The sequence below is a fragment of the Cognaticolwellia beringensis genome (assembly GCF_002076895.1).
GTDB classification, from domain to species: Bacteria; Pseudomonadota; Gammaproteobacteria; order Enterobacterales; family Alteromonadaceae; genus Cognaticolwellia; species Cognaticolwellia beringensis.
The window spans coordinates 1016525-1040773 of record NZ_CP020465.1 but is presented as its reverse complement, the minus strand read 5'-3'; the positions used below and the strand labels follow the sequence as shown (position 1 = coordinate 1040773).

General features: G+C 36.7%; 20 protein-coding genes. 9 read left to right on the top strand and 11 right to left on the bottom strand.

Annotation, left to right across the window (positions count from 1 at the left end; translation table 11 throughout):
- Window positions 1-135 precede the first annotated feature (135 nt).
- On the bottom strand, window positions 136-966 hold the full coding sequence (locus tag B5D82_RS04355) for a LytR/AlgR family response regulator transcription factor (RefSeq protein ID WP_081149525.1): 831 nt from the start codon (window positions 964-966) through the stop codon (window positions 136-138).
- Window positions 967-969: 3 nt separating this feature from the next.
- The gene (locus tag B5D82_RS04350) at window positions 970-2091 is read right to left on the bottom strand and encodes a sensor histidine kinase (RefSeq protein WP_081149523.1); all 1122 of its coding nucleotides are present in this window, start codon (window positions 2089-2091) and stop codon (window positions 970-972) included.
- A 213-nt stretch (window positions 2092-2304) separates the two neighbouring features.
- On the opposite strand from B5D82_RS04350, the gene acuR reads away from it, so the two are divergent.
- Entirely contained in the window at window positions 2305-2937 is a 633-nt protein-coding gene (gene acuR, locus B5D82_RS04345) for an acrylate utilization transcriptional regulator AcuR (protein WP_081149521.1), read from the top strand.
- A 45-nt stretch (window positions 2938-2982) separates the two neighbouring features.
- The gene (gene acuI / locus B5D82_RS04340) at window positions 2983-3969 is read left to right on the top strand and encodes an acrylyl-CoA reductase (NADPH) (RefSeq protein WP_081149520.1); all 987 of its coding nucleotides are present in this window, start codon (window positions 2983-2985) and stop codon (window positions 3967-3969) included.
- 140 nt (window positions 3970-4109) lie between these two features.
- Here the strand turns inward: acuI and B5D82_RS04335 are convergent, their stop codons facing one another.
- The 3 genes from B5D82_RS04335 to B5D82_RS04325 all read right to left on the bottom strand — a co-directional run bounded on the left by B5D82_RS04335 (window position 4110) and on the right by B5D82_RS04325 (window position 7077).
- Complete coding sequence (locus B5D82_RS04335; RefSeq protein WP_245807554.1) at window positions 4110-4586, bottom strand: hypothetical protein; 477 nt, start codon at window positions 4584-4586, stop codon at window positions 4110-4112.
- Window positions 4587-4624: 38 nt separating this feature from the next.
- A complete protein-coding gene (locus tag B5D82_RS04330; protein ID WP_081149518.1) occupies window positions 4625-5314 on the bottom strand; it encodes a 2OG-Fe(II) oxygenase in 690 nt (229 codons plus the stop codon).
- A gap of 158 nt (window positions 5315-5472) precedes the next feature.
- Entirely contained in the window at window positions 5473-7077 is a 1605-nt protein-coding gene (locus B5D82_RS04325) for an ABC-F family ATPase (protein ID WP_081149516.1), read from the bottom strand.
- A 478-nt stretch (window positions 7078-7555) separates the two neighbouring features.
- On the opposite strand from B5D82_RS04325, the gene B5D82_RS04320 reads away from it, so the two are divergent.
- Together B5D82_RS04320 and B5D82_RS04315 are read left to right on the top strand one after the other, a co-directional pair.
- Entirely contained in the window at window positions 7556-8239 is a 684-nt protein-coding gene (locus tag B5D82_RS04320; RefSeq protein WP_081149515.1) for a PEP-CTERM sorting domain-containing protein, read from the top strand.
- Window positions 8240-8292: 53 nt separating this feature from the next.
- Window positions 8293-8739 (top strand): hypothetical protein, encoded by a 447-nt coding sequence (locus B5D82_RS04315; RefSeq protein ID WP_081149514.1) that lies wholly within the window; start codon window positions 8293-8295, stop codon window positions 8737-8739.
- A gap of 157 nt (window positions 8740-8896) precedes the next feature.
- Here B5D82_RS04315 and B5D82_RS04310 read toward each other — a convergent pair whose 3' ends face one another.
- From B5D82_RS04310 to B5D82_RS04300, 3 genes are all read right to left on the bottom strand, one after another.
- Window positions 8897-10894: a putative bifunctional diguanylate cyclase/phosphodiesterase gene (locus tag B5D82_RS04310; protein ID WP_081149513.1), complete on the bottom strand. Its 1998-nt coding sequence runs from the start codon at window positions 10892-10894 to the stop codon at window positions 8897-8899.
- Window positions 10891-11769 carry a type 2 periplasmic-binding domain-containing protein gene (locus B5D82_RS04305; RefSeq protein ID WP_081149511.1) on the bottom strand — a complete coding sequence of 293 codons (879 nt, stop codon included), beginning with the start codon at window positions 11767-11769 and terminating at the stop codon, window positions 10891-10893. The genes B5D82_RS04310 and B5D82_RS04305 overlap by 4 nt, the downstream gene beginning before the upstream one ends.
- A gap of 149 nt (window positions 11770-11918) precedes the next feature.
- Window positions 11919-12194: a GNAT family N-acetyltransferase gene (locus tag B5D82_RS04300; protein ID WP_081149510.1), complete on the bottom strand. Its 276-nt coding sequence runs from the start codon at window positions 12192-12194 to the stop codon at window positions 11919-11921.
- Window positions 12195-12454: 260 nt separating this feature from the next.
- On the opposite strand from B5D82_RS04300, the gene B5D82_RS04295 reads away from it, so the two are divergent.
- Entirely contained in the window at window positions 12455-13414 is a 960-nt protein-coding gene (locus B5D82_RS04295) for a DnaJ C-terminal domain-containing protein (protein ID WP_081149508.1), read from the top strand.
- Window positions 13415-13509: 95 nt separating this feature from the next.
- Here the strand turns inward: B5D82_RS04295 and B5D82_RS20230 are convergent, their stop codons facing one another.
- Window positions 13510-13977, bottom strand: a complete 468-nt coding sequence (locus B5D82_RS20230) for a prepilin-type N-terminal cleavage/methylation domain-containing protein (RefSeq protein ID WP_081149506.1) — start codon at window positions 13975-13977, stop codon at window positions 13510-13512.
- Between the two features lie 152 nt (window positions 13978-14129).
- Window positions 14130-14894 carry a Crp/Fnr family transcriptional regulator gene (locus B5D82_RS04285; protein WP_081149505.1) on the bottom strand — a complete coding sequence of 255 codons (765 nt, stop codon included), beginning with the start codon at window positions 14892-14894 and terminating at the stop codon, window positions 14130-14132.
- Window positions 14895-15245: 351 nt separating this feature from the next.
- Here B5D82_RS04285 and dnaK point away from each other — a divergent pair, with 351 nt between their 5' ends.
- Window positions 15246-17147, top strand: coding sequence for a molecular chaperone DnaK (dnaK, locus tag B5D82_RS04280; RefSeq protein WP_081149503.1), 1902 nt, complete (start codon window positions 15246-15248; stop codon window positions 17145-17147).
- A 285-nt stretch (window positions 17148-17432) separates the two neighbouring features.
- Window positions 17433-18824, top strand: coding sequence for an ATP-binding cassette domain-containing protein (locus tag B5D82_RS04275; protein ID WP_081154307.1), 1392 nt, complete (start codon window positions 17433-17435; stop codon window positions 18822-18824).
- A 564-nt stretch (window positions 18825-19388) separates the two neighbouring features.
- Here the strand turns inward: B5D82_RS04275 and B5D82_RS04270 are convergent.
- A complete protein-coding gene (locus B5D82_RS04270) occupies window positions 19389-21548 on the bottom strand; it encodes a winged helix-turn-helix domain-containing protein (RefSeq protein WP_081149502.1) in 2160 nt (719 codons plus the stop codon).
- A 214-nt stretch (window positions 21549-21762) separates the two neighbouring features.
- Here B5D82_RS04270 and B5D82_RS04265 point away from each other — a divergent pair, with 214 nt between their 5' ends.
- Both B5D82_RS04265 and B5D82_RS04260 read left to right on the top strand, forming a co-directional pair.
- Window positions 21763-22929: an alpha/beta hydrolase-fold protein gene (locus B5D82_RS04265; RefSeq protein WP_081149500.1), complete on the top strand. Its 1167-nt coding sequence runs from the start codon at window positions 21763-21765 to the stop codon at window positions 22927-22929.
- A gap of 440 nt (window positions 22930-23369) precedes the next feature.
- The gene (locus B5D82_RS04260; protein WP_081149498.1) at window positions 23370-24197 is read left to right on the top strand and encodes an SDR family oxidoreductase; all 828 of its coding nucleotides are present in this window, start codon (window positions 23370-23372) and stop codon (window positions 24195-24197) included.
- The last annotated feature ends 52 nt before the right edge of the window (window positions 24198-24249 follow it).

Genomic DNA, 24249 nt, shown 5'->3' with positions numbered 1-24249 from the left:
GACTACCCCCTGTAATCATACTGATTCAAATTACAAACAGTTACAAACGAAATGCGCCATGGTGGTTAATGCTTGCGTTATGGAAGGTTTTAAGTGTAAATATGGGACAAGGCGTTACAAAAGTACGACAAGTAGTTAAATTTGTTTAGATTCTACAATTTTTTGTATGGTGGAACTGTAATTGCGACTGACCTTTAATTGTACGTCATCACCCAATTCAAGAATGCTTTCACTGTTGCGTAATGGTTTAATACTTTTAATACAATTAACGTTAACTAAAGTAGATTTGTGTATGCGAGTAAATATTTTAGGGTCGAGCTGACTAACCAGTTTTTTCATAGTTATTCGCACTACATGAGTTTCACTGGGCGTGTGAACACACATATAATCACCTGCCGCGTCAATCCAGCGAATATCTTTTATGGGTAAGAATACTTTTTCGTGATCATTATTTTTAATCACTAATTCCTGATTAAAAAGCGTCGGCAAGGGTAAATCAGATGCTAACCAATTTTCTAACTCCGTTACAGCAATACCTGAAGTTTCGCCCAAGGCACGTAAAAGTTTGAATTTTTCTTTACTTGAATCTAGCGGCTTAACCCGTTGCATTATCCGCTCTACCGTTTTTTGTAAACGCCCTAAATTAGCCGGTTTTAAAACATAATCAATGGCATTTAGTTCAAATGCTTCTAAAGCATATTCACCATAAGCACTAACAAAAACTATCATAGGTAAAATATCGGCCTGTAATGCTTGCACTACTTCTATGCCATTGAGGCCAGGTAAGCGTAAATCTAAAAACAATACATCAGGGCACAAGGTTTGACATAAATGAATAGCTTGGTCACCATCGCTAGCTTCTGCTATAACTTCAATTTCTGGCAATTTTTCCAATCTCAGACGTAAGCCCTCTAAAGCAAGAGGTTCGTCATCAACAATAATTGCGGTTAGCGGTTTATTTATCATATGTTAAGTTTGTTTATCAAAAGGAATAGAAATAAAGACCATAGTACCGCCCTCATCAGTATCAGTAATATTCACTTCATAGTCACCATTAAACATAGCACTTAGTCTAGCTTTTGTATTACTCAAACCAATACCAAAACCATCAGTGACCTTACCTTGGCTTTCTTGACCATTATCGATAACTTGAATCAATAAACGATCCGTCGATTTTTTAGCACTGATTCTAATTTTACCGCCAGACTTTCTTAATTCAATCGCATATTTAATCGCATTTTCCACTAAAGGTTGTAACAACATACAAGGTACTTGGCAAGCTAATGCCGTTTTACAAACATCTATTTCTACGTTTAGGCGATGGGAAAACCTGACTTTTTCAATGGACAAATAAAGCTCAATTAGCTCAAGCTCTTTTTGCAAGCTTGTTTTACTCTTGTCATTTTTATCTAATGAATAACGGAAAAATTCACACAGTTTATCAAGCATTTCATTAGCTTTATCATTTTCGTTTTTATAAATGAGCGTTGATATGGCATTCATGGTATTAAACATAAAGTGCGGGTTAAGTTGATATCGTAACATTTGTAACTGGGCGTCTTTAGTCGCTGTTTGCGCACGCAGTAACATTTCATGCTCACCCTGCAATTTAGTGTTATAAAGCATAATAAAATATATTGATGTCCAGACAAACATAGTAGTTAATGAGAACAATAACCAACCACCAAATTCCAAGGTGTTCCACGCTTCATTCCACTGCTGCTGATAAACCACCATTTTGTAGAAGCTTAACTTCATCACATTAAATACCAGCCCTAAAGTGGCGGCGGACGCAAAACTTAGCAACAGTGTTTTTTTAAGCGGTAAATGAACAATTTTACGGATCAATTGCCATTGTAGGTATGATAATAAAAATCCGCTCAATGTTTCTAAGAACAGATTAAGCATTTGACCTGAAAAATTAAAACCTTGCAGCGCCATTTGTGGACGAATAATGGCTAAAAAAACCACCACGGCATAACCTAACCAACCGGTAATTTGTAAAGTCCAAAATTGGTGGCTTTGCTTAGAAAAAGCTTGTGGCCCTAATTCAAGTGTACTTTCTTCATGATTTTCCGCTGTTATTTCCATTTTAGACAAGTCACTGTTTTAGCCGCTGTAATTGTTAAAGATATAACAAATCATAGGCAACGAGCAAGAAATGAGTCAAAACGAGTTATATCTGCGATAACACATCAGAGATACAATAATGAGATAGAGTAGCTTTTAAAAGCACACGTGCCTTAAAAGAGGCATCCTATTTATAACTTGCTTTTTAATAGACGATCGGTCTAATATAAAAGCATGACCAAAGATAATATATCACCAAAGCGTGGTAGGCCTGCTAAATCAGGCCGAGACAGCAACCAAACTAAGCAACTACTAATACAAAGTGGTGTAGAGCATTTTACTGAATTTGGTTTTGCCTCTTCAGGTATTGATCTGATCTTAAAAAAAGTATCTGTACCCAAAGGCTCTTTTTATCATTACTTCGCTAGCAAAGAAGCCTTTGGCATCGCGGTTATTGAAGAATACAGCCGTTACTTTGCTAAAAAATTAGATATACACCTGCTCAATGACAATAATAAGCCCCTCAAGCGTATTGCTAACTTTGCCAATGACGCTAAAGATGGCATGGCTCGATATAATTTCAAACGCGGTTGTTTAATTGGCAATCTCGAACAAGAAGTCACCCTATTGCCAGAAAGCCATCGGCTGCAACTATTAGCTACGCTTGATGATTGGCAACAAAAAATAGCCCGTTGTCTAGTATTAGCGCAACACGAGAACGCCATTCCAGCTTCACTTGATTGTAAAGCCTTAGCGAGCTTCTTTTGGATGGGATGGGAAGGCGCAATAGCTAAAAGTAAATTGACAAAAGATCTAACCCCAATCGATATTTTTATCGATACATTTTTACAATTAATAGCAAAGTAATTTTTAACTATTTATAGACGACCAGTCTAAATTGGAGAGAATAATATGTTTAAGAGTTTAGTGATTGATAAAAATGATAGCCAAGGCTATCACACCGGTATTAAAGAGCTTAGTGAAGAAGATTTGAATGATGGCGACGTGCTTATTAAAGTCCTTTACAGCACCATCAACTACAAAGACGCTTTAGCTATTACCGGTAAGGTTCCGGTAATCAGGCGTTTCCCGATGATACCGGGTATAGATTTAGTTGGTGTTGTCGAGCAATGTGATAATGATAAATTTAATATTGGCGATCATGTTTTGTTAAATGGTTACGGTGTGGGCGAAAAGTATCTAGGCGGTTTATCGCAAAAAGCGCGTATTAAGAGCGAATTTCTCATTCCTTTACCAGAAGGTATAACACCATTTAATTCCATGGCCATTGGCACTGCAGGATACACGGCGATGCTTTGTGTTATGGCATTAGAAAAGCACGGTATTACTCCTGAAAGTGGTAATATTTTAGTCACGGGTGCAACCGGTGGTGTTGGCAGTTTTGCGATTAGAATTTTGGCTGAACTCGGCTATACCATTACCGCGTCAACAGGCAGCGAACAACAAGCAGCTTATTTAAAGAAATTAGGTGCAAAAGAGATTATTGATCGTGCGGAGTTAACTGCCCCTGGTAAACCGCTAATGAAAGAGCGTTGGGCTGCGGCTATTGATTCTGTTGGTAGTACAACACTGGCTAATGTTTGCGCTAGCATTAACTACGGTGGTTGTGTTGCTGCTTGTGGTTTAGCACAAGGTATGGATTTTCCATCAACGGTAGCACCTTTCATTTTAAGAGGTGTTTCGTTACTAGGTATTGATAGTGTTATGCGCCCGCAACAAGACAGGTTAGAAGCATGGAGCCGGCTAGAACAGACGCAAATAGCTGATAAAATATCACAAATAGCGACAACGGTTGGCCTTCATGATGCTATAGCCGTTGCTGACAAGTTACTCAATGGTGAGGTTACCGGACGTGTTGTTGTTGATGTAAACGCTTAGAAAGCTGAACGCTAGTTATGGAGTTCCAATACTGCTGTATCTAGCGTTTTTAGCAAAACTGTCAGTAATAAATATTACAACCCAGCCGTTGACCATTTTCAACCCGGAAGCATAAACCGGTAATGAATTACTTGGGTTAACTACATATTGATGGTTCTGATAAGAAAGTATGACGGCCAGATTTCACGTACTTGCCGCTCCCAATTTGGGTCCACTTTGCCATTAGGTAATTGTAATAGCCAAAATTTAGCCCACTTTTGCACATTTTTACCCGACTTACTTAGCTTGAGTGGTGAGAATCGACGCTTATATTCATTACCTTTATATTCAAAAACCGCATTGCTTCTGGCTCTTTTATGCAAGCAATCTAATTCTGCCGTAATTATTTCGACCTCCGACAGAGGTAAATAACCTTGGTTTTTTAAGCAAGCTAATATCGCTGCTTTCTTAATGCTCACCTGCATATAGTCATCTATATAAGGGGTGTACACCATCCCCGTTAAACCATAAATAGAAGCAAGTTCACGATCAGCTAGAGCTTTAAGTGGCTCTAACTCTTGGTTAATGTCAGTAAGATCACTCATAACGTGAGGTGTTTTAACTAATTTTTTTGGCAATTATATTTCTCCTTTACCTTACATTCCATGAGCTTGCATTAACGTGGTGGATCAATATTATTAGCAATACTGGTATTTAATCGAAACCAACCTGCAATAGCATAACGATCGCGTAAAGCGGGTAATACTTCATGAGGAAACTCTTCGCTTAAAAAAACGACTATGGTGCCAAAATTTGGTGTTACCGTTATTTTACCATTATCAATAATGCTTGATTGTGCGGCTTGTGGAGGATAAATAATCAATTCTCCGCCATCCTCTGCAGACCAATTAGGATTAAGGTAAACCACCACAGATAACACACGGTTATCTTCACCTTTAAAAGCGTCTTTGTGCTTTTTATAAAAGTCGCCCTTGGCATAATGGGAAAAGTGACTCTCAAAAGAAAACAAACCTAGAAACAGGCGCTTATTTAGATAATTTTGCAATAAGCCAGCCCAGTTTATCCAAGCACCACCGGCCTCACTATTACCGGTTATCCAACAAATTTCATCAGTACGAATAAAGTCATTAATAACATGGTCTTTTGCTCGACCAATACCAGCACGCTTAAAATTACCTTCAGGCAGATGAGTAATATGTTGCAACAATAGTGAAGTCAAATTTTCAGGTAAAGCATAAGGGCAAATACTGTAACCCTTCTCGACAATGTCATTTGCTATTAATTCAAAGAGTGATTCAAATAATGTTGGGTCATCACCCAGAGGAGTAGCTTGAGCTATGTTCAACGAAAGAATGTCTTAGAGAGGAAAACTAACATGGTGGTGTTAATCTAATTAAATGAAATATGCTTCATAATAGCACACAGTTTAGTGCTTTCTTCAACTGAAACATATTTCATTGTAGGTTTATTTTGTACCCGCTACGCGCTAATAACTAATTAAAGCTAAGCGATTTTTTTCATTTGTTCTTGGTTATCAAGGTATTCGTCTAACGAGCCTTGAAAATCGATTAATTTTTTATCTTTAATATCAATAATACGGGTCGCTAAGCTTGAAACAAACTCACGGTCATGACTGACAAAAATTAATGTACCTTCAAAATCTTTTAACGCGTTGTTTAGTGCGTCAATCGCTTCGATATCCATGTGATTAGTTGGCTCATCCATGATCAATACATTGATATCAGCCATCATTAACATACCAAATAACAAGCGGTTCTTTTCACCACCTGAACAGTTACGGGCTTTTTTGTTCGCATCGTCATCAGTAAATAACATACGACCTAACATACCACGTACACTTAAATCGTTATGACAAGGTCGACGCCATTGTGACATCCATTCCATTAGCGTTAAGTCATTATCAAAAAATGAACCACTGTCTTGTGGACAATAACCCACTGAGGCATTTTCAGACCACTTAACAACACCTTCAAGGTGATCTAATTCGCTCATTAAACAACGTAACAAGGTAGTTTTACCCACGCCGTTTTCGCCAATAATAGCTAACTTAGCACCGGCTTCTAGTAATAAGTTGCCTTTTTCAAATAATACTTTGCCATCAAAGCCGTGACTTAAATTTTCAAGTTCTAAGGCTTGACGGTGCATTTTCTTACCTGGAGCAAAAGCAATTTTAGGCGTAATACGGCTCGATGATTTAACATCATCAAGTTTAATTTTATCCATTTTCTTAGCACGAGAACTGGCTTGTTTCGCTTTTGAAGCATTCGCGCCAAAACGGTTAACAAAGTCTTGCAGTTCAGCTATTTCAGCCACTTTTTTATCGTTACCCGCTAATAACTGCTCACGTAACAACCCAGATTGTGCTAGGTAAAATTCATAGTTACCAGGATAAATACGCAGTTCACCGTAATCAATATCAGCCATATGAGTACAGACAGAATTAAGGAAATGTCTATCATGCGAAATGATGATCATAGTACATTTACGTTTATTCAACTCACCTTCTAACCAACTAATGGTATGAATATCCAAGTTGTTGGTAGGCTCATCAAGTAATAAAATGTCTGGGTTTGCGAACAAGGCTTGTGCAAGTAAAACACGTAGCTTCCAACCCGGTGCTACTTGCTGCATTGAACCGTAATGAAAAGATTCATCAATACCGGCTTCAAGCAATATTTCGCCAGCACGACTTTCTGCGGTGTAGCCGTCCATTTCTGCAAATTCGCTTTCTAAGTCACCAACACGCATACCATCGGCTTCACTCATTTCAGCCTGTGCATAAATAGCATCTCTTTCTTGCTTAACTTTCCATAGCGGCATATCACCCATGATCACAGTATCAATAACATTGTGTGCTTCAAAGGCAAACTGATCTTGGCCCAAAGTACTGACTTTGTTGCCTGTACTTACCGATACATTGCCTGAGCTTGGCACTAAATCACCACTCAGTATTTTCATAAATGTAGACTTGCCACAGCCGTTTGCGCCGATCAAACCATAACGGTGACCGTTGCCAAATTTAGCCGAAATGTTTTCAAATAACGGCTCTGCGCCAAATTGCATGGTAATGTTCGATGTAGTGATCAAAGAGGTATTCCTATTTTCCGTTAACTAAACTCACAAGTGCTAACGGATAGCTTTAAAGTGATAGTTAATACTGAGATTGCTGTAACCAAGCCAGATGTATCAATTAACACCAACTCAGCCACCATAATAAAGCCGCGCATTATACAGCAATAACGCCCTGAGCCCCACCGAAACTTTACTTTTAATTGATTATTTTATAAACAGTGCATTATTGTATGATTTAATGCTGATGCTACTTGTGTACTAAAATTAAAATTTGCCTTAGAAAGACCTTATAACTTGAGTTCAACAGGAAGGTAAACTAGCAACTTACTACCTTATTTAATTATATTTTCAACCAGCTTACCTTCTCCAAAGCTGGTCTATCGTTCTAATTCAGCAAAAATCACGCGCAATATGTCTTATATTACCTATAATTAAAAGTTACAAGTGAATGATAAAAAGCGCCTCACCATTCTACAATTATTAAGGAACTTCTTTGAAAGTATTAAATTCGCTACTCTTTGCCCTTGGATTGTTAGTTGTAACTCAAGCTAAAGCAGGCTTCATTACCACAAATGAAAATGAGCTTGACCGTATATTTTCTCAAACGAGTTTTGACGACAGACCAATCGACATACGTATAGGCAAAGCTACAGAATTAATTCTCCCAACCCTGCTAGATATATCAAGTGACGCAGAAATTTTTCAGCTATTTAACCAACTTGTTGGTGCATTTGATGTGGTAAATTTTTACTTTATAGACACTATCAGCGCATGCGGAATAATAAACGTTAATATAGTAGGCTGCGGAGAATTCCCAGGAAATGACTTTGTCGTAGAATCTTCTTTCGCTGCGGGCAGTTTCGGAGGAGAGTTATTAGCCCATGAATTAGGTCATAATTTAGGATTACCTCACCGATCTGGTCAATTCCTAATGAATGGTTCTCTAAATAACAATACCACGTTGACTTTGGCTGAAGTCAACACTATTCATACCAGCTATTTAGTTAAAAATAATGGACAGGCTACTGATAAAGAGTATTGGATTGACATTAATCCAGTATTGATTGTCGCTACTCCTAGTGCACCTGTTCCAGAGCCAAGCACATTAGTTTTATTACTGCTGCCTTTGGGGTTTTTAATTAGAAAAACAGTAAAACTAACGTTTGAAAATTCATAAAAAAATTAAAACCTATTCTTAATTATCGTAGGCTTTTAGTCCATGGAGCACCTATGCCACTTGGTAAATCTATATTAATCGTCGGTTTTTTTACTTTATTTTTTATAAACCCAGTAAATAGTCATGATACAAAGCAGCTTGATAAATGGCTTGAGCATTGTCCAAATAATCAATTTTGCTTCGAACACCCAGTTAGCTTAATCCTGGCCAACGTACAAGCTATAGATTCAATTGCGGGTCAATTAGAAAATAAAAACTTAATATTAACTTATGATTTAGGCCGATATGCTTCTACATTTAGTGAATTATCAAGTGCCACCTCTGAGCTTATAATAATTGACGGCCATCACGGTAGAATATTAATACAGCAAAATAAAATGGCACTAACCATTGCTAATGTGTCCGGTAATACGAGCTTTTCGATGTTAATCGAGTTTAAAAATACAATTGAGTTAGATCAAGGTAAACGGATTTTTAAATCAGTTAAATTTAAACCGTAAACCTTGCTTCATGTTTAAGCCGCTATATTTCGGCACCTCTATAATATCTAATCAACAATATTCAGAAGTTATTAATAGCTTTAAAAGTCCAATTATCAAAGTTAATACAATCTACAAGCCATATAAGTTGAATCGAGCAAATATTAACTAAAATCTCCTACACTTGTAATACAACTGCTTCATTAAACAGTCGATCAAAAGCATTGATTTCAACGGGAGGACTACACACATAGCCTTGGTAATATCCACAGTTTAATGATGATAAGTAGTTAACTTGCTCTCGTGTTTCAACTCCTTCAGCCACTACACTTATTTTTAGCGTTTGAGCCATATTAACAATGGTCTCAATAAATATTGCACCTTCTTGAGTATCGTAGTCGTCCAAAAATGCCTTGTCGATTTTGAGCACATCGATAGGAAAGGTTTTTAAATACGATAACGAAGAATAGCCTGTACCAAAATCGTCGAGTGATATTTTAACGCCTAGGGCTTTAATGGCCGAAAACGTTTTATGTATAGCTTTGCTGTCATTTAAAAATACAGACTCAGTAATCTCTAGCAAAACTTTGTTAGCGCTTACTTTATAGGTGTCTAATAAAAACTTGAGATGAGAAACAAAACCTCGTTGTAGAATTTGTTGAGCAGCAACATTAATTGACATTCTAAGCTGATAATCATTATCTTCCCAAAGGTGCAGTTGTTTAATCGCTGTTTCCAGTACCCAATCACCCAGCTCAATAATAAAGCCATTCTGTTCAGCAATAGGAATAAAAATATTAGGAGGAATAAACACGTCGTTAGAACCTTTCCAGCGAATAAGTGCTTCAGCGCCAGTTATAACACCTGTTTTCACATCATTTTGTGGCTGGTAATAGAGCTCGTACTGATCGTTTTTCAGCGCTTCACGCATTGCATTTGTCAGCGCTATATATTCCTGAGTTTTGACATTAAGCGACTCTGTAAAAAAGTGATACCCTCTCCGGCCGCGTGCTTTCGCTTCATACATGGCAATATCGGCATTCTTCATTAATGAGACAAGATCATCGCCATCTTTAGGGTAAATAGTGATCCCGATACTACTGGTAATTTGAATGGTAAAAGTATTAATTAACCATGCTTTCATGAGTTGAGTTTGAATTCGATCGATGATTTCATATAATTCAACATCGTCTTTATAGTGCGTTAGTACAATAACAAACTCATCACCACCGATACGTGCTACAACGTCATTAATACGTAGAATTTTTTGTATTGCTTGAGCAATACTTTTTAATAATTCATCACCAACATCATGCCCTAAAGAGTCATTAACTGACTTAAAGTGATCTAGGTCTAGAAACAATAGTGCAAATTCTTTTTGCTCTCTGTTACTCACCTCTATAATTTGTTCCACTCTTTCCTGTAAGTAATTTCGGTTGGCAAGTCCACTAAGTGAATCTGTTCTAGCTAAGTTATAAAGTTCCTTTTTTTCCTGGTCTAGTCGACTAAATGTTTGCACCATAGAAGCACGTATATATTCGATTTCCCGAATTATAAACGGCTTGGGAATATTTGAATGATAGTAAGCATATTGGCGTAAAGTTTCTAGCGGCAGAGCGACTAGTCGGCCAATAACCAGCCAAATTATAGCCACAAAAATAATGGGTATAAGGATAAAAAACAGAATAAAATCACGCTTCGCTTGCGTAAAGTTATGTTTGATATATTCATTATCAAAATAGAAAACCAGTGCGTAATTTTTTATTAACTTCCCCTGGTAATAGTGAATATTGCCCTGTAATGCACTTTTGTCATTCAGAAACGTGAAGTCACTTTTATGCGGAGCAAAATACAAGTCACTTGCTGTTGGTATTTTTGAGTATTTGTGTTCGGTTGTCATGACGAGTTCGTCATCTTTAAAAATGGCAATAGCACTCAAATATTTATTATTAGCCGCTTTTCTATCAAGCAATGGTCGAGCAGAAGAAATGGGCTCTTTTTTTATTTGCTTTGATAAAACATAGGACAGTTCAGAAAGATCGTTCTTTATACTTGTCACAATGATTTTGGCGGTAATATCACGCTGAGAAAAATAATAATATGCAAATATAATATACATACCGGTAAGTAAGAAAAAGATTAAACCAAAGGCAACTTTTTTAATCGTTAAATTCATATGAGCTCTTTAGTTGAAAAATCTGACTCTTGCAAACGCAGCTCTAATGCATCTTCAAGTTCTTTATTAATCCATTCAATGTCATGCAGTTCGGTTACAAAATCTTCATAGGTCAAGCCAGTAAAATAGGGTTTTATGGTTTCATAAAACTCTTTAGGATCAGAGTGTAATGAGGCAATGGCTTCATCAACTAACTTTTTAAGGGCAATAAATTGTGCTTTGTGTGCAATAAGCTCTTCTGTACGGGTAAAAAGCGCATCTATTACCAATAAATCAAGACCATTCTTAGTTGATATAATCTCTTTAAAACCGTTATTCTTTAATTTAGAGTCGTAAGGCATATAAGTAACAATTAATATCTGCTTATTCGGTTCATTATTTGTCAGCGAGGAAATAGCACTTTGGTCTCTATCAATATAGTTAATCCTACTTTCATCGATGTTAAATTTGCGAATAAAGTCATTCAACACCGTGAAGTTTATAGAATCCATCTCTAAGTAAGCATCAACTTCACTGGTACTATTCTGCAACTCAGTAATTGAATGATTACTCATGACCATATCGCCACCATTTGAACGGTCAAATAACATGATGGGCACTACGTTTGGCAGCTGAGTTTTCAAAATTGAGAGTTCGTACTGAGTGCCACAAAAGGCATCAGAATTACCTGCTTTGAAGAGGTACATATTTTCACTTAGCGAAACAACATTAATAAGCTTAATATCGATTAAATCAAGTGAGCCTTTTTCTTTCGCATAGAATAGTGGAGTGTAGCCTAGCCAGTTAGTTGCCGATATTCTCAAGGTATGATCATGAGACTGTGGCTGACAAGAACACAGTGAAAACACGATAAAAATCAGTAAGAAAACCCTCATATATATTCCCATTTTACTTGTAACTATAGTATAGATTTACAGATAAGAAAACACCGTATTGGCGGATACTATAACGTCGCAGCTCAGATGTACGCTGTAATCGAAATTGCTGAGAAACATATAATTTCATTATTAATCTAACGAAATAATTAAACAAAAAAGTGCTTTGCTTCTGGATTTTTTTCTAAATACTTAACAATATATGAACACTGTGCGACGGCTTGTTTATTATCTTTTTTAATCTGTGCAAGTACCGCCTCTAAAAGTGTTTTAGCTAAGCCTTTGCCAGCAAGTGCTTCAGGAACGACAGTATGCGTTAAATGCATATGGCCATTTTGATCATCGTAAGTGATATACGCAATATGACTTTCGATGTGATATTCATATTTAGATGCTGCTACGTTATGTATAAGTGTATGCGACATATTTTTCCTTTAAGATCAATTTGATTTATTTTATTTCTACTGAAAATAGCACGAAATTTCAAAGTGTACATGTCATAATTAACGTAAAGTGTCATATTGCTGACATTGATTATTTTTCTATGTATTTATACTAGGAATTATCAAATAGGATTACCAAAAATTATTCGTTGGTGACTTTTACCTTGCGTTAATCATCATCGGCTTTATCTAGCAAAATTCAGTTCAAAAATTTATCTGCAGAAAATGTGCAGGAGGTCAGTGTGAATTATAAAGATTATTATAAAATTATGGCCGTCGATAAAACCGCGTCCCAAGATGAAATTAAAACATCTTATCGGAAATTAGCGCGAAAATTTCATCCAGACGTCAGTAAAGAAAAAGATGCCGAAACTCGTTTTAAAGACATAAACGAAGCCTATGAAGTGCTACGTGATAAAGAAAAGCGCGCAGCCTATGATCAACTGGGTAGCAATTGGAAAGCAGGCCAATCAGGCTTTACACCACCACCTAGTTGGCAAGATCAATACCAACAAGGCAACGGTAACTTTAATGCGGGTGCTGGCGGTCAAGGCGACTTTAGTGATTTTTTTGAATCATTATTTGGGGGCGGCTTCGGTGGTGGTCAACATGCAGCGCGCGGTCGTCGGTCTATGCAAGGGCAAGATAGCAACGCAAAAATATTGATTGATTTGCAAGATGCTTATACCGGCGCAACCCGTAATTTCACACTACAAGACCAAGTGGTTGATCAACAAGGAAGAACACAAACTAAAGATCGTACATTAAAGGTCAGTATTCCAAAAGGCATTAAGCCGGGTCAAAAAATACGTTTGAAAAAGCAAGGACAAGCAGGCGTTGGGGGCGCACCTAATGGCGATTTATATCTAGAAGTAGGATTTAATCCAGACTCACTATATACCATTGAAGGTGCTGATATAACAACAGAACTTAGTATTAGCCCATGGCAAGCGGCTTTAGGTGAAAAAGTAAAAGTACCAACACCTACAGGACATATTGATTTAAGCTTGCCTAAGTTAATCAGTAGTGGCAGTAAAATGCGTTTAAAAGGCCGAGGACTGCCTTGTAAAGTTGCCGGAGACTTTTTTGTGAAATTAAAAATTGTTTTTCCAAAAAGTTTGTCAACCGAAGAAGAAGCGCTTTATCAGTCTTTAAAAGCGCTAGCAACGAATAGCGACAAAAATATTGAGGATGAAGCATAGAAAAAGTAGATGCTTCATTTATTCGCCATACTGAGATTTTCAGTATGGCGCTAATTCTCTTAGCCCATTAATAGCACTTAGGCATTGCCTCATAGTTAATCGGTGCAACCTGAAATAGTGATCGCTGGTCGTTCGCCTTGATCTGCTCGGGTATAAGTCAGTTTGCAGACGCCAGCACTTTCAATTTCACTTGTTGTCAAACCTTCAGTATCATTGGTAAGGGTAAAAATTATCTCGGGATCAGTTCCCGTAAGTTTAAAGTCGTCTTCAGTGAAATTGAGTACTGCCTTTAAGTTTTCTTGGGTTGCAAAGGGATAGCCATATCTTATTCTAATGCCTGATGACAGCGTTTCATCAAAGGAATTCCCCACCCCTTCAATAATCGCTTTAGTGTAAGTAAAAGTAGCTGCTGTTTCTAACGATGACTTAAGCCCATTCATTACGGCTTGTCGCGCATCACCTTGTAAATTTATAAATTTGGGTAAAGCCGTAGCGGCTAAAATCCCCAAAATAATAATAACAATAACTAATTCTATTAACGTGAAACCCGACTGTTTCTTCATATGAAGAATTTCACCCAAAAGCAATATTTAGGTGTAATTTAACATCCTTATATTTTAAAAAATAGGGTTGCTGTACGTACAAGTGCGAAGGGATACTTTACCTTTTGTAACAAAACCGTTACATAATGGTTAAGTAAGATCTGGATGTTCTACTAAGGTTTAACCATAGGCACGTTAGCTAAGCTTTCGGTATATTTCGCAGCTTTTTCCAATGCTTCTAGGTCTTTAACAATCAATTGATTGCGTTTTTTATCGATGGTACCTGCTTTTTTCCAATGCTGTAATTGTTTATTAATCACTTGCCTTACCGAGCCTGTCATTCGCGCTAAGGTTTCATCGTTTAAACCATTTACTAAATGATGCTGATGTTCTTCGGCTTTACTACCGGAATAAAACTTAATTTTATTAATATGTTCTAAAATAATACGGCTTAAGCGTGTAGTGACATCATGTAAAACTAAATCACTTGCCTGTTGCTCTTTTTCACGCATTTTCTTTGCCAAATAAGGCATAAATTGTTGGTTAAACTCTGGATAGGTCCACAACCAGTGTCGCATGGTAGCCAGTTTAACCGACAGCAATTTAGCCGTAGTCAAAGGGGAAACAATCACGTCATGGGGTTGATCGTCTAATAACACCATCAAGTCAAAACAATCACCTGCATAAAGCATATCTAATGTCGCTTCTCTGCCTGTTTCGGGATTACTTTGTTTAATTTCTATGCTGCCATCAAGTACCACAAAAAAACGTTGTGTTAGTAAGTTTGAATCAAAGTAGTCACCTTTGCGCCATTCATCAAGCTGAAATTCTTGTTGAAAATCCTCAATTAATTTTGCCGGTAAATCTGCAAAAATATTAGCTTGCTTTACCAATACTGGACTGGCTTTTTTAGGCAAATGGGTAACATCTTTATTCATAAGTACAATGATTTAAACCATAGTTAAGTGTATGGCTTTATTCTACCCCGTTGTTGCAATATAGCAAAAACTAATCTTATTTTTCATTTGCTTAATGTCAGCGAACACCTCAAGTAATTCATTGAATTTTATATTTAAAATATATTAAGTTGAATAAAAAGTAAAAAATCATCACAACTGTCATATTTGTGACAGAAGCATTTCCCCACCTTCCGTATTATAGCCCCACTAACCAAACAGCTTGCGTTAAACCGTTAATACAAGTTTGTTTATACGGTCAAATTGCTTACTGGAATATAGCCATAAAGCATCAGACCTTTTTATGAAGTTTTAAAAGAATAGGTGATTATTATGTCTAAGACTATTGGTATTGATTTAGGTACAACAAACTCATGTGTCGCAGTGATGGAAGGCGGCGTTGCAAAAATTATTGAAAATGCGGAAGGTAGCCGTACCACACCATCAATTGTTGCATATGCCAACAATGAAACATTAGCGGGTCAACCAGCAAAAAGACAAGCGGTGACAAACTCTAAAAATACATTATTTGCGATTAAACGTTTAATTGGTCGTAAATTTGATGATAAAGAAGTACAAAAAGATATTAAACTTGCACCTTATAAAATCGTTAAAGCAAGTAACGGTGACGCTTGGGTTGAAGTAAACGGCAAAGCTTTATCGCCGCAAGAAGTATCAGCACAAGTTTTACGTAAATTGAAAAAAGATGCTGAAGCTTATTTAGGTGAAACAGTAACAGACGCGGTTATTACCGTACCTGCCTACTTTAATGACTCACAGCGCCAAGCAACAAAAGACGCAGGTAAAATTGCTGGGCTTAATGTTAAACGTATTATTAACGAGCCAACAGCCGCAGCATTAGCTTATGGCGTTGATAAAAACAGTAAAGCTGACCAAAAAGTGGTCGTTTATGACTTAGGTGGTGGTACTTTCGATGTCTCTATTATCGAAATAGCCAATGTGGACGGTGAAAAGCAATTTGAAGTGTTGGCAACCAATGGTGATACCTTTTTAGGTGGTGAAGATTTTGATTTACGCTTAATAAATTACCTTGCTGATGAATTCAAAAAAGAAAGTGGTATTGATATCAAACAAGATCCTTTAGCCCTACAGCGCATTAAAGAAGCGGCTGAAAAAGCGAAGATCGAGTTGTCATCAGCACTACAAACCGACGTGAATTTACCTTACGTTACTGCTGACGCTAGTGGCCCTAAACATTTAAAGATACAAGTTACTCGCGCCAAATTAGAGTCACTAGTTGATGACTTAGTAAAGAGCACCATCGCCCCCTGTGAGCAAGCATTAAAAGATGCGGGTTTAAGCAAAAGCGATATTAACGAAGTAATTTTAGTCGGTGGTCAATCACGCATGCCAAAAGTGCAAGAAGCCGTTAAAGCTTTTTTTGGCAAAGAACCACGTAAAGATGTAAACCCTGATGAAGCGGTTGCCATGGGTGCAGCGATTCAAGCGGGTGTGTTGTCAGGAACAGTTGGTGATGTGCTATTACTTGATGTAACGCCGTTATCACTGGGTATTGAAACCTTAGGTGGTGTAATGACCAAGCTTATAGATAAAAATACCACTATACCAACACGTGCTTCTGAAACTTTCTCTACGGCTGAAGATAATCAAGCGGCGGTTACGGTTCATGTGTTACAAGGCCAGCGTGAAATGGCAACAGATAATAAATCGTTAGGTCAATTTAACTTAACGGATATTAACCCTGGCCCACGCGGTTCAGTGCAAGTTGATGTTACTTTTGATATCGATGCTGATGGTATTTTAAATGTTACCGCGAAAGACAAAGCAACCGGTAAGGAGCAAAGCATTAAAATTACCGCATCAAGTGGTTTAACGGAAGATGAAGTTAATCGCATGGTAAACGACGCAGAAATGCACGCGACTGAAGACAAGAAAAAGCGTGAATTAGTGGAGCAACGTAACCAAGCTGATCAATTAATTCATACCGTACAAACCTCGATGAACACGTTAAGCGATGATCAACAAGGCGAGCTTAAAACCTTAATCGAGCAACTGAAAATGGCGGTTAATGGCGATGATAAAGGCGCAATTGAAATGCGACAAAAAGCATTACAAGAGGCTTACACTAATATGATGCAAGCTCAACAAGCGCAGTCACAACAAGCAGAGCAACCACAAGGAAATGCTGCCAATGACGAAGCTAGTAACGAAGATGTTATTGATGCTGAGTTTGAAGATGTCAGTAATGGTTAAGCTTGAAGCTACTTGAAGCTATAAGTTAAAGGCTGAAAGTTAAAAGCTGAAAACAAACCCCTAATATTTATTATTAGGGGTTTTTTATGGCATATAAAATCTCAGTAAATCACATACAATTATAATTGTGCTCTTTTTGACGATTCATGAGCTTTTTAAAATGCATTAAGTAATGGCTGAACGAGTAATAACTAACACATGAAATCAAGCAATATTAAGGATTAGGCTTGCAAAGCGTAAAGTGGTAGAAAATAATGGCGTATGCTGTTTTACAAAAAGTTGGTTATGTTGAATACCTTTGAAATTAAAAATTATTGTCATGCTAAGTTAATGGTCGAGAGTTGGCCAATTGGTCATTCGAGCACTTGGTGTATTCTAGGCACTAATGACTCAGGAAAACAAGAACTTGCTCAATTGCTATCGCGAGAAATAACGCCAATTTCTGTAGAAAAAATACTGTTACCAGCGCCGAATGACATCGCTATTATTTCCTTTGAAGCACAACAAAAAATTTATGAACACGAGTTAAAAATCGATAATAGCGACTTTATAGATCAGCAGGATCTTGGCACGCTCGTAAAAGAGTTTTTGCCTCAAGATAAATTAAACGACCCGCTTATTAAACTCGTAGGATTAGCACATTTATTAACCTCAGGTTACCGACAATTAAGTTCAGGTGAAAGCCGTAAACTACTGATACTTTCAGCGCTTCTGCATGAAAAGAAAATGATTATTTGTGAAGACCCTTTTGACAGTTTAGATCAAGAAAGTAGCCAGACTTTATCGACACTTTTTAAAGGTATTATTAAAAACAGCAATATCACGCTTATTCTTCTATTGGGTAACCGCATCGACATCCCTGATTGGTGTGAACAATTAGCGGTAATTAAACAGGGGGACTTTAACGTTATTGGGACTCAACATTGTGCTAAAACACAAGCCAAACTCGATGATTTTTTTAAAAACGATGATGACAAAATTACACTGCCAGAACAATTTTATGCGACTAAGTCCAATGCACATGATTATTTGGTGAAATTAGTTAATGGCACCGTTCGTTATCAAAGTAAAACCGTTTTTCAAGGGCTAAATTTAAGTGTAAAGCCACAACAACATACCTTAATTACCGGCCGAAATGGTAGTGGTAAATCAACGTTATTACATTTAATAACCGGCGAATGTACACAATGCTACAGTAACGATTTAACACTATTTGGACATCAACGAGGTAGCGGAGAAAGTATTTGGCAATTAAAAAAAGATATGGGCATAGTTACGCCTGAATTGCATCGCCAGTATCGCGTAAACTCAGATTTACTCACGGTAGTACTTTCAGGTTTTTTTGATTCTATTGGGCTGTATCAGCAACCCGAAAAATATCATATAACATACGCTGAGCAATGGTTAAAAAAGGTAGGTTTAAATCATAAAGAAAAAACATTATTTAACGATTTAAGTTTTGGTGAACAACGATTAGCACTTATCGTAAGAGCATTAATTAAAGCGCCTTTGTTATTGATCCTTGATGAAATTACACAAGGTTTAGATGAATTTAATCGTCATCGCATATTGAAGATCATTAAAATGATAATGAAAGAAAGTAACTCCACCCTACTGTTTGTTACTCACAGAACAGACGAACTACTCGACACTTTCACACAACATATTAAGCTCTAAATACTTCACTTAGGATAGAGGTTGTATATTTTTATAGCTCAACAATATAAGTAAAAGTAAGTAAAAACTGTGCTTAATGAGTAAATAATCATTTTTATTTCCAAAAAACTTGTGAGCTATACCATTGTACAAATGAATATAAAAAGGCATTCGTCTTAAAATAATCGACGCACGGTAATCAACTATGTTGTTACGATAATGCCTCAGACAAACAAAAAAAGATTGATAGAAATCAAGATACTTATTCACAGTAAGGTAATCGTCCCCCATTTTAGCTTCATCCTGAATATGCTAATAAAATAGGACAGCTAACTCAACATTAATAGGGTGCTCTTTGTTGTGCTAAATTAAAGCTAATTGGAAAATAACGTGTGACTTTACCACCCAATTGCATCAACTACGGCCATACAATTACATACAGCGTTGCCACTTAACAAATAAAGAAACTCTATAAAGCAGTCATAAGATTGATTATACGAAAGGGCCATTTGGAGCCTTTAGCGGTCAAAAATGGTGGCTAATATTCACCTCAATTTATGTCGGCTAAGATACGAAAGCGGACGTTCAATACATAGTACGATGTACATCACCTTCTATGCTCTCAACATCACTAACCATGATATTGCCTTTGCTTACGTCATAACTTGAGAAGTCATTCAATAATAGCTTACTGCCTTCATGTTTTTTATTTAAGGGCACCGCGTAAAGGTATTCGTTTCCTCTTTCGGCATTAACGTAATATAAGATATTGGAATCTATTTTTACATGATAAAAATCAGTTGGTAGTGATATTTGCGTATTGATAAAACTTAGCTGACTATTAGAAAGATTATCTTCGAAAGACGAATAACTTACTTGGTACAAAAGGTTACTTTGTTGTTCAATAAAATATATAAGTTCTAGTTGCTCGTTGTCCATCAAGCCATAAGCCCATCTTCCGTCAAATTTTAGTTTTTTGTTGTTAGAAACTTGGATTACTACCAACTCAGGGTTTCCATTAATTACCCTAGTAATAGCCACACCCTGGCTCGTAAGCCAATCCAAAGAAATGATTGGATTTTTACTTTCATAAATCAAATGTTCTGATTTAAATGCAGTCAAAGGTTCATTTGGGTTTAGTTCACTTATGGGAACTTGATAAACCTTGTTATCAACATTTAATAAAACATGTTTATCGTCCTCAGAAATTGAAACGTATTTAAGCCAATGAGAGTTAAGTAAATTAGTGACTACTTTGGCTTGCTGATATTGGTTGTTTGCCAAATATAACTGCATACGGCCACTTCGTTTTGAAACGAATAGGTACTGGTCGCTGTTGTGAAATAGTGCAGGATAAACATCAAGTACTGATGAATTATCAATAGGTTCACTGTTTTTCAAAGACATTAACCAGCGATTGTTATAGTTTTTGTTCTCTGTACTAAAAAGTAAATTTTTACCGTCAGGCAACCTTGAAAGCTTTGGCAATATTTCTTCTGATATATTGATAACTTCAGTAGAATTTTCGCCATTTATGTCACTTTTGATGATTCGCTGAGAAGGTGAAGGAGCAAAGTAATACACTTGCTCTGAGTCATGATGCCATATAGCTTCGTACACAGGCTTTTCAAACTTGATCCCCTTTGTAATTTTGTTATCCAACAAATTTAGCGACAGTAACTGCGTTTTGTAATCACTATCTGTACTCATTACTAAAAGTTTTTCGCCATTAGGGGATATATCAAGACTATGGTGTCCCCAACCCTTGGGTTGTGATTGGGTAACAATCCTGTGCTCTCCAGCTTCAACATCAAAAGCATAAATTTGATTCGGCCAATAATTCTTAGGTTGAGCAGCATAGTAAAAGGCATTCTGACCAACATGATAATCTATATCTTTCACTCTCTTATCACTGCAATCGAATATTTTTTTTGGGGCTTGGCTTACTTGATTTAGCTCTTCTGGCGCTGGCAAAATTTCTTGATAAACTCCGCATTCATTCGCCAATATATCAAGGTAAAAGATGATAGTTTGATTTGAATTACTGTCTTCAATGATAGAAATGATTTGACTAATATTGCTTATTACTTTTGCTTGTTTAGTGACGGAGGTGTCAATATTTTTGATCCATAGCTCAAGACCTGTATGTTCATCATTTTCTTTTAAATAATATAAGTGCGTATTGTTTGGGTGCATTATAGGAGAAAGCTCTGCGCCTTGGTCTCGTGTTAATGCTACAGAGTAGCTATTATTTGAGGAACTGTTGTTACTAGATTTAAGTGTTATGAAAATGCTTAAGACAATGATCAAAATAACAGCGAAAGAAATCCCTGTATAAGTTTTCCACTTTTCTTCCAAAAAACCAAGTGAAGTCATTTGGGCTATGTTTGTATTAATTAAGTTTGAATCATTTTGGGTTGAATCGGTGACTTCTAGTGTTTCAACATTACAAACTAGACGATATCCCCGTTTAGGTACAGTTTGAATGTAATTCGGTTTTTTCGCATCATCAGCTAGTAACTTGCGAAGGTTACCTATTAATTTATTGATGGCATTATCGGTAACTACAGAACCTGCCCATAATTGATCAAGCATATCTTGCCTTGATATAACAGCATTAGGGCGTTCAATGAATAGCAGTAGTAACTCAAATATTTTAGGCTCTATAAATATTTCAGAATTACCGCTAGCATTCAGTAAACGTGAATGTTCTACATCGAGTATATACTCGCCAAATTTAATCATAACCTACTGTAATAAGCCTCAAATTAATCAACCTCATTCAAACGATATCACACAGAAAGTTATATTGAAAAATGAATTAGCTTCAGTTCTCTAATATGCCGACTAATTCTTAAAATTCACCTTTTCATCACCTTTTTTCCCAACATCATCATTACTTTTCTATGATTATTCGTCACATTAACTCACTAATATTAATAAAATAATGGAAACTTTTATGTTTAAACAGATAGCAACTCTACTCTTTGTGTTTTTAATTAGCTCTGAAGAAGTAAATGCCAGTGTACGCGGCACTTCAATAACTGACAGCTTGTATTCAACCGTTTTATCAGAGCAACGAGACTTGTTAATACATTTACCGAATAACTATGAAGAAAATAAAGTGCTTGATTATCCCGTCCTGTATTTATTGGACGGGCAAAGAAACTTTGCTCATACCATAGGTACTTTAGATCTACTTAATCAATCTAATATGGCGCAAGAGATGATTGTCATCGCAATAATGAATACACATCGCACGAGGGACTTCACTCCTAGTTATGATGAAAGTTATAACGAGTGGGGAGTTTCAGGTGGTGCAGATGACTTTCTTGATTTCATTGAGAAGGAGCTTATTCCATATGTTAATAAAAAATATCGAGCAAACAATTTCAAAATAGTGTCAGGTCACTCCTTAGGAGGCTTGCTTTCTATCTATGCATTGCAGTCGAGACCTGAGCTATTTCAAGCGCACTTCGCATTTAGCCCCAGTTTATGGTGGCATAAACAGATCATATTCAAAGAGGCCGAAAGCTTTTTAAAACAACCAGACGAGTTAAATATGTACCTGTACGTAAATATGGGGAGCGAAGGTGGTCATATGCTAAGTTCATATGAGCGATATACAAAATTGCTTAATTCAAATAATCCAAAAAGGTTTAAATTTAATTTGGACTTAGATATCTCCGAAACTCATAATACAACAGCACTTGCCGGACACTCATTAGCTTTTCAAAAGCTATATGCTGCATTACGTCCGAGTCACGAGATTATATCTAAAGGTATTCCTGCGATCAAAGAGTTCTACAAAAAGCAATCAGAAATTTATGGTTATGAAATAAAGCCAAGTTATGGATCTATTAATAGAGTAGCTTATAACGCCCTGAAGGAAAAAGACTTTACTACAGCGATAGCGATTTTTGAGCAAAATGTTAAAAATTACCCTTATAGAGCTGACGCCTATGACAGTTTAGCTGATGGCTATGAAGCTAATGGTGACTTAGGTAAAGCTCTAGAAATGAGAAGATTGGTTATTAAAAAAAGTATTGTCGAAAATGTTGAAAATAACGCCTACAAAACTCGTCAATTGAATCTATTAAAATCGATTAAGGCTAATAAGCCATAGTGTTGAAATTACAAAATCGGCATATGTATCTTACAAAAATAAATGTGTCATTTTTTATCAATATGCGGACATGTTAAATGTCCGCAATTGGCTAGTTGAAGAAGTCTCTAATGGTCACTAGCTTAATGTTAACAAAGATATGAAAGCGGAAGTTTTACTATTTCGTTTTTATGGCTTTTCTGTGCGCATTGCTGACATTAATATGTAATTTTTTGCCATATATTTTCTAATGAATTATTCGTGTCATATTACTGAGATTACTTAGTAATAGTTTTTCATTAATTAAACCGTTCTAATTTGTTGAAATTGATGGTTATTTAGCCATAACTAATCAAAAGTAAGGAGTGGATATTACTGAAAAGTATCCACAATTAGCTGTTAAGTGACTACACTAAAGCTTAATAATGAATCATCCTATCAATAGAGTAGGTGAGAGAAATATGAAAACATTAGCTAATAAAACTATTTTCATTACAGGTTCCAGTCGAGGTATTGGTCGTGAAATTGCTCTGCGTTGTGCCCGTGAAGGTGCCAATATCGTTATAGCATCCAAATCAGATGAACCTCACCCTAAACTGCCTGGCACCATTCACTCTGTCGCTAAAGAAGTGGAGGATGCAGGAGGTAAAGCACTGGCCATTAAACTCGATGTGCGTAGCGAGGCGCAGATAGAAGAAGCTATGCAGCAGGCTGCTAATACCTTCGGGGGTATTGATGTGTTAGTCAATAATGCCAGCGCCATTCAATTAACTGACGTAAAAAACACCGAGCTGAAGCGCTTTGACTTGATTCATTCGATCAACACTCGCGGTACATTAGCTTGTTCAAAAATGGCCATTCCCTATTTAAAGGAGGCTGACAACCCACACATATTAACGCTCTCTCCTCCTATTAATATGGGAAAACACTGGTTGGGCGGACATATTCCTTATACTGTAACTAAATATAGTATGACATTACTGGCGCTTGGGTTAGCCGAGGAGCTACGCGCCGAAGGTATTGCGTCCAATACTCTTTGGCCTCAAACCACGATTGCTACCGCCGCAATAGAATTTGCTGTTGGCCGTGAACTCTTAAAGGTTTCACGTACACCAAAAATTATGGCTGATGCCGCTTATGAAATTTTAACCAGCGAGAGTAAAGTTGTTTCTGGTGAGAGTTTCATTGATGAAACTTTGTTACGTGAGCGTGGTTATACTGAGTTTGAACAGTATAAATACGACCCTGATTGTGATGAGTTATATGTCGATTTATTTGTTGATAAGTAACTTGGAGTTTCCTCTTAATACCCCATATGTAGTAGAGACTAAAAAATTTCGG

Excerpts from the sequence above, each read along its gene's own strand:
- B5D82_RS04310 (WP_081149513.1), bottom strand. The coding sequence starts at position 10,894 with ATGAATTTAACGATTAAAAAAGTTGCCTTTGGTTTAATCTTTTTCTTA.
- B5D82_RS04285 (WP_081149505.1), bottom strand. The coding sequence starts at position 14,894 with ATGAATAAAGATGTTACCCATTTGCCTAAAAAAGCCAGTCCAGTATTG.
- B5D82_RS04355 (WP_081149525.1), bottom strand. The coding sequence starts at position 966 with ATGATAAATAAACCGCTAACCGCAATTATTGTTGATGACGAACCTCTT.
- B5D82_RS20230 (WP_081149506.1), bottom strand. The coding sequence starts at position 13,977 with ATGAAGAAACAGTCGGGTTTCACGTTAATAGAATTAGTTATTGTTATT.
- B5D82_RS04350 (WP_081149523.1), bottom strand. The coding sequence starts at position 2,091 with ATGGAAATAACAGCGGAAAATCATGAAGAAAGTACACTTGAATTAGGG.
- acuI (WP_081149520.1), top strand. The coding sequence starts at position 2,983 with ATGTTTAAGAGTTTAGTGATTGATAAAAATGATAGCCAAGGCTATCAC.
- acuR (WP_081149521.1), top strand. The coding sequence starts at position 2,305 with ATGACCAAAGATAATATATCACCAAAGCGTGGTAGGCCTGCTAAATCA.
- B5D82_RS04265 (WP_081149500.1), top strand. The coding sequence starts at position 21,763 with ATGTTTAAACAGATAGCAACTCTACTCTTTGTGTTTTTAATTAGCTCT.
- B5D82_RS04275 (WP_081154307.1), top strand. The coding sequence starts at position 17,433 with ATGTTGAATACCTTTGAAATTAAAAATTATTGTCATGCTAAGTTAATG.
- B5D82_RS04300 (WP_081149510.1), bottom strand. The coding sequence starts at position 12,194 with ATGTCGCATACACTTATACATAACGTAGCAGCATCTAAATATGAATAT.
- B5D82_RS04305 (WP_081149511.1), bottom strand. The coding sequence starts at position 11,769 with ATGAGGGTTTTCTTACTGATTTTTATCGTGTTTTCACTGTGTTCTTGT.
- B5D82_RS04315 (WP_081149514.1), top strand. The coding sequence starts at position 8,293 with ATGCCACTTGGTAAATCTATATTAATCGTCGGTTTTTTTACTTTATTT.
- B5D82_RS04260 (WP_081149498.1), top strand. The coding sequence starts at position 23,370 with ATGAAAACATTAGCTAATAAAACTATTTTCATTACAGGTTCCAGTCGA.
- dnaK (WP_081149503.1), top strand. The coding sequence starts at position 15,246 with ATGTCTAAGACTATTGGTATTGATTTAGGTACAACAAACTCATGTGTC.
- B5D82_RS04270 (WP_081149502.1), bottom strand. The coding sequence starts at position 21,548 with ATGATTAAATTTGGCGAGTATATACTCGATGTAGAACATTCACGTTTA.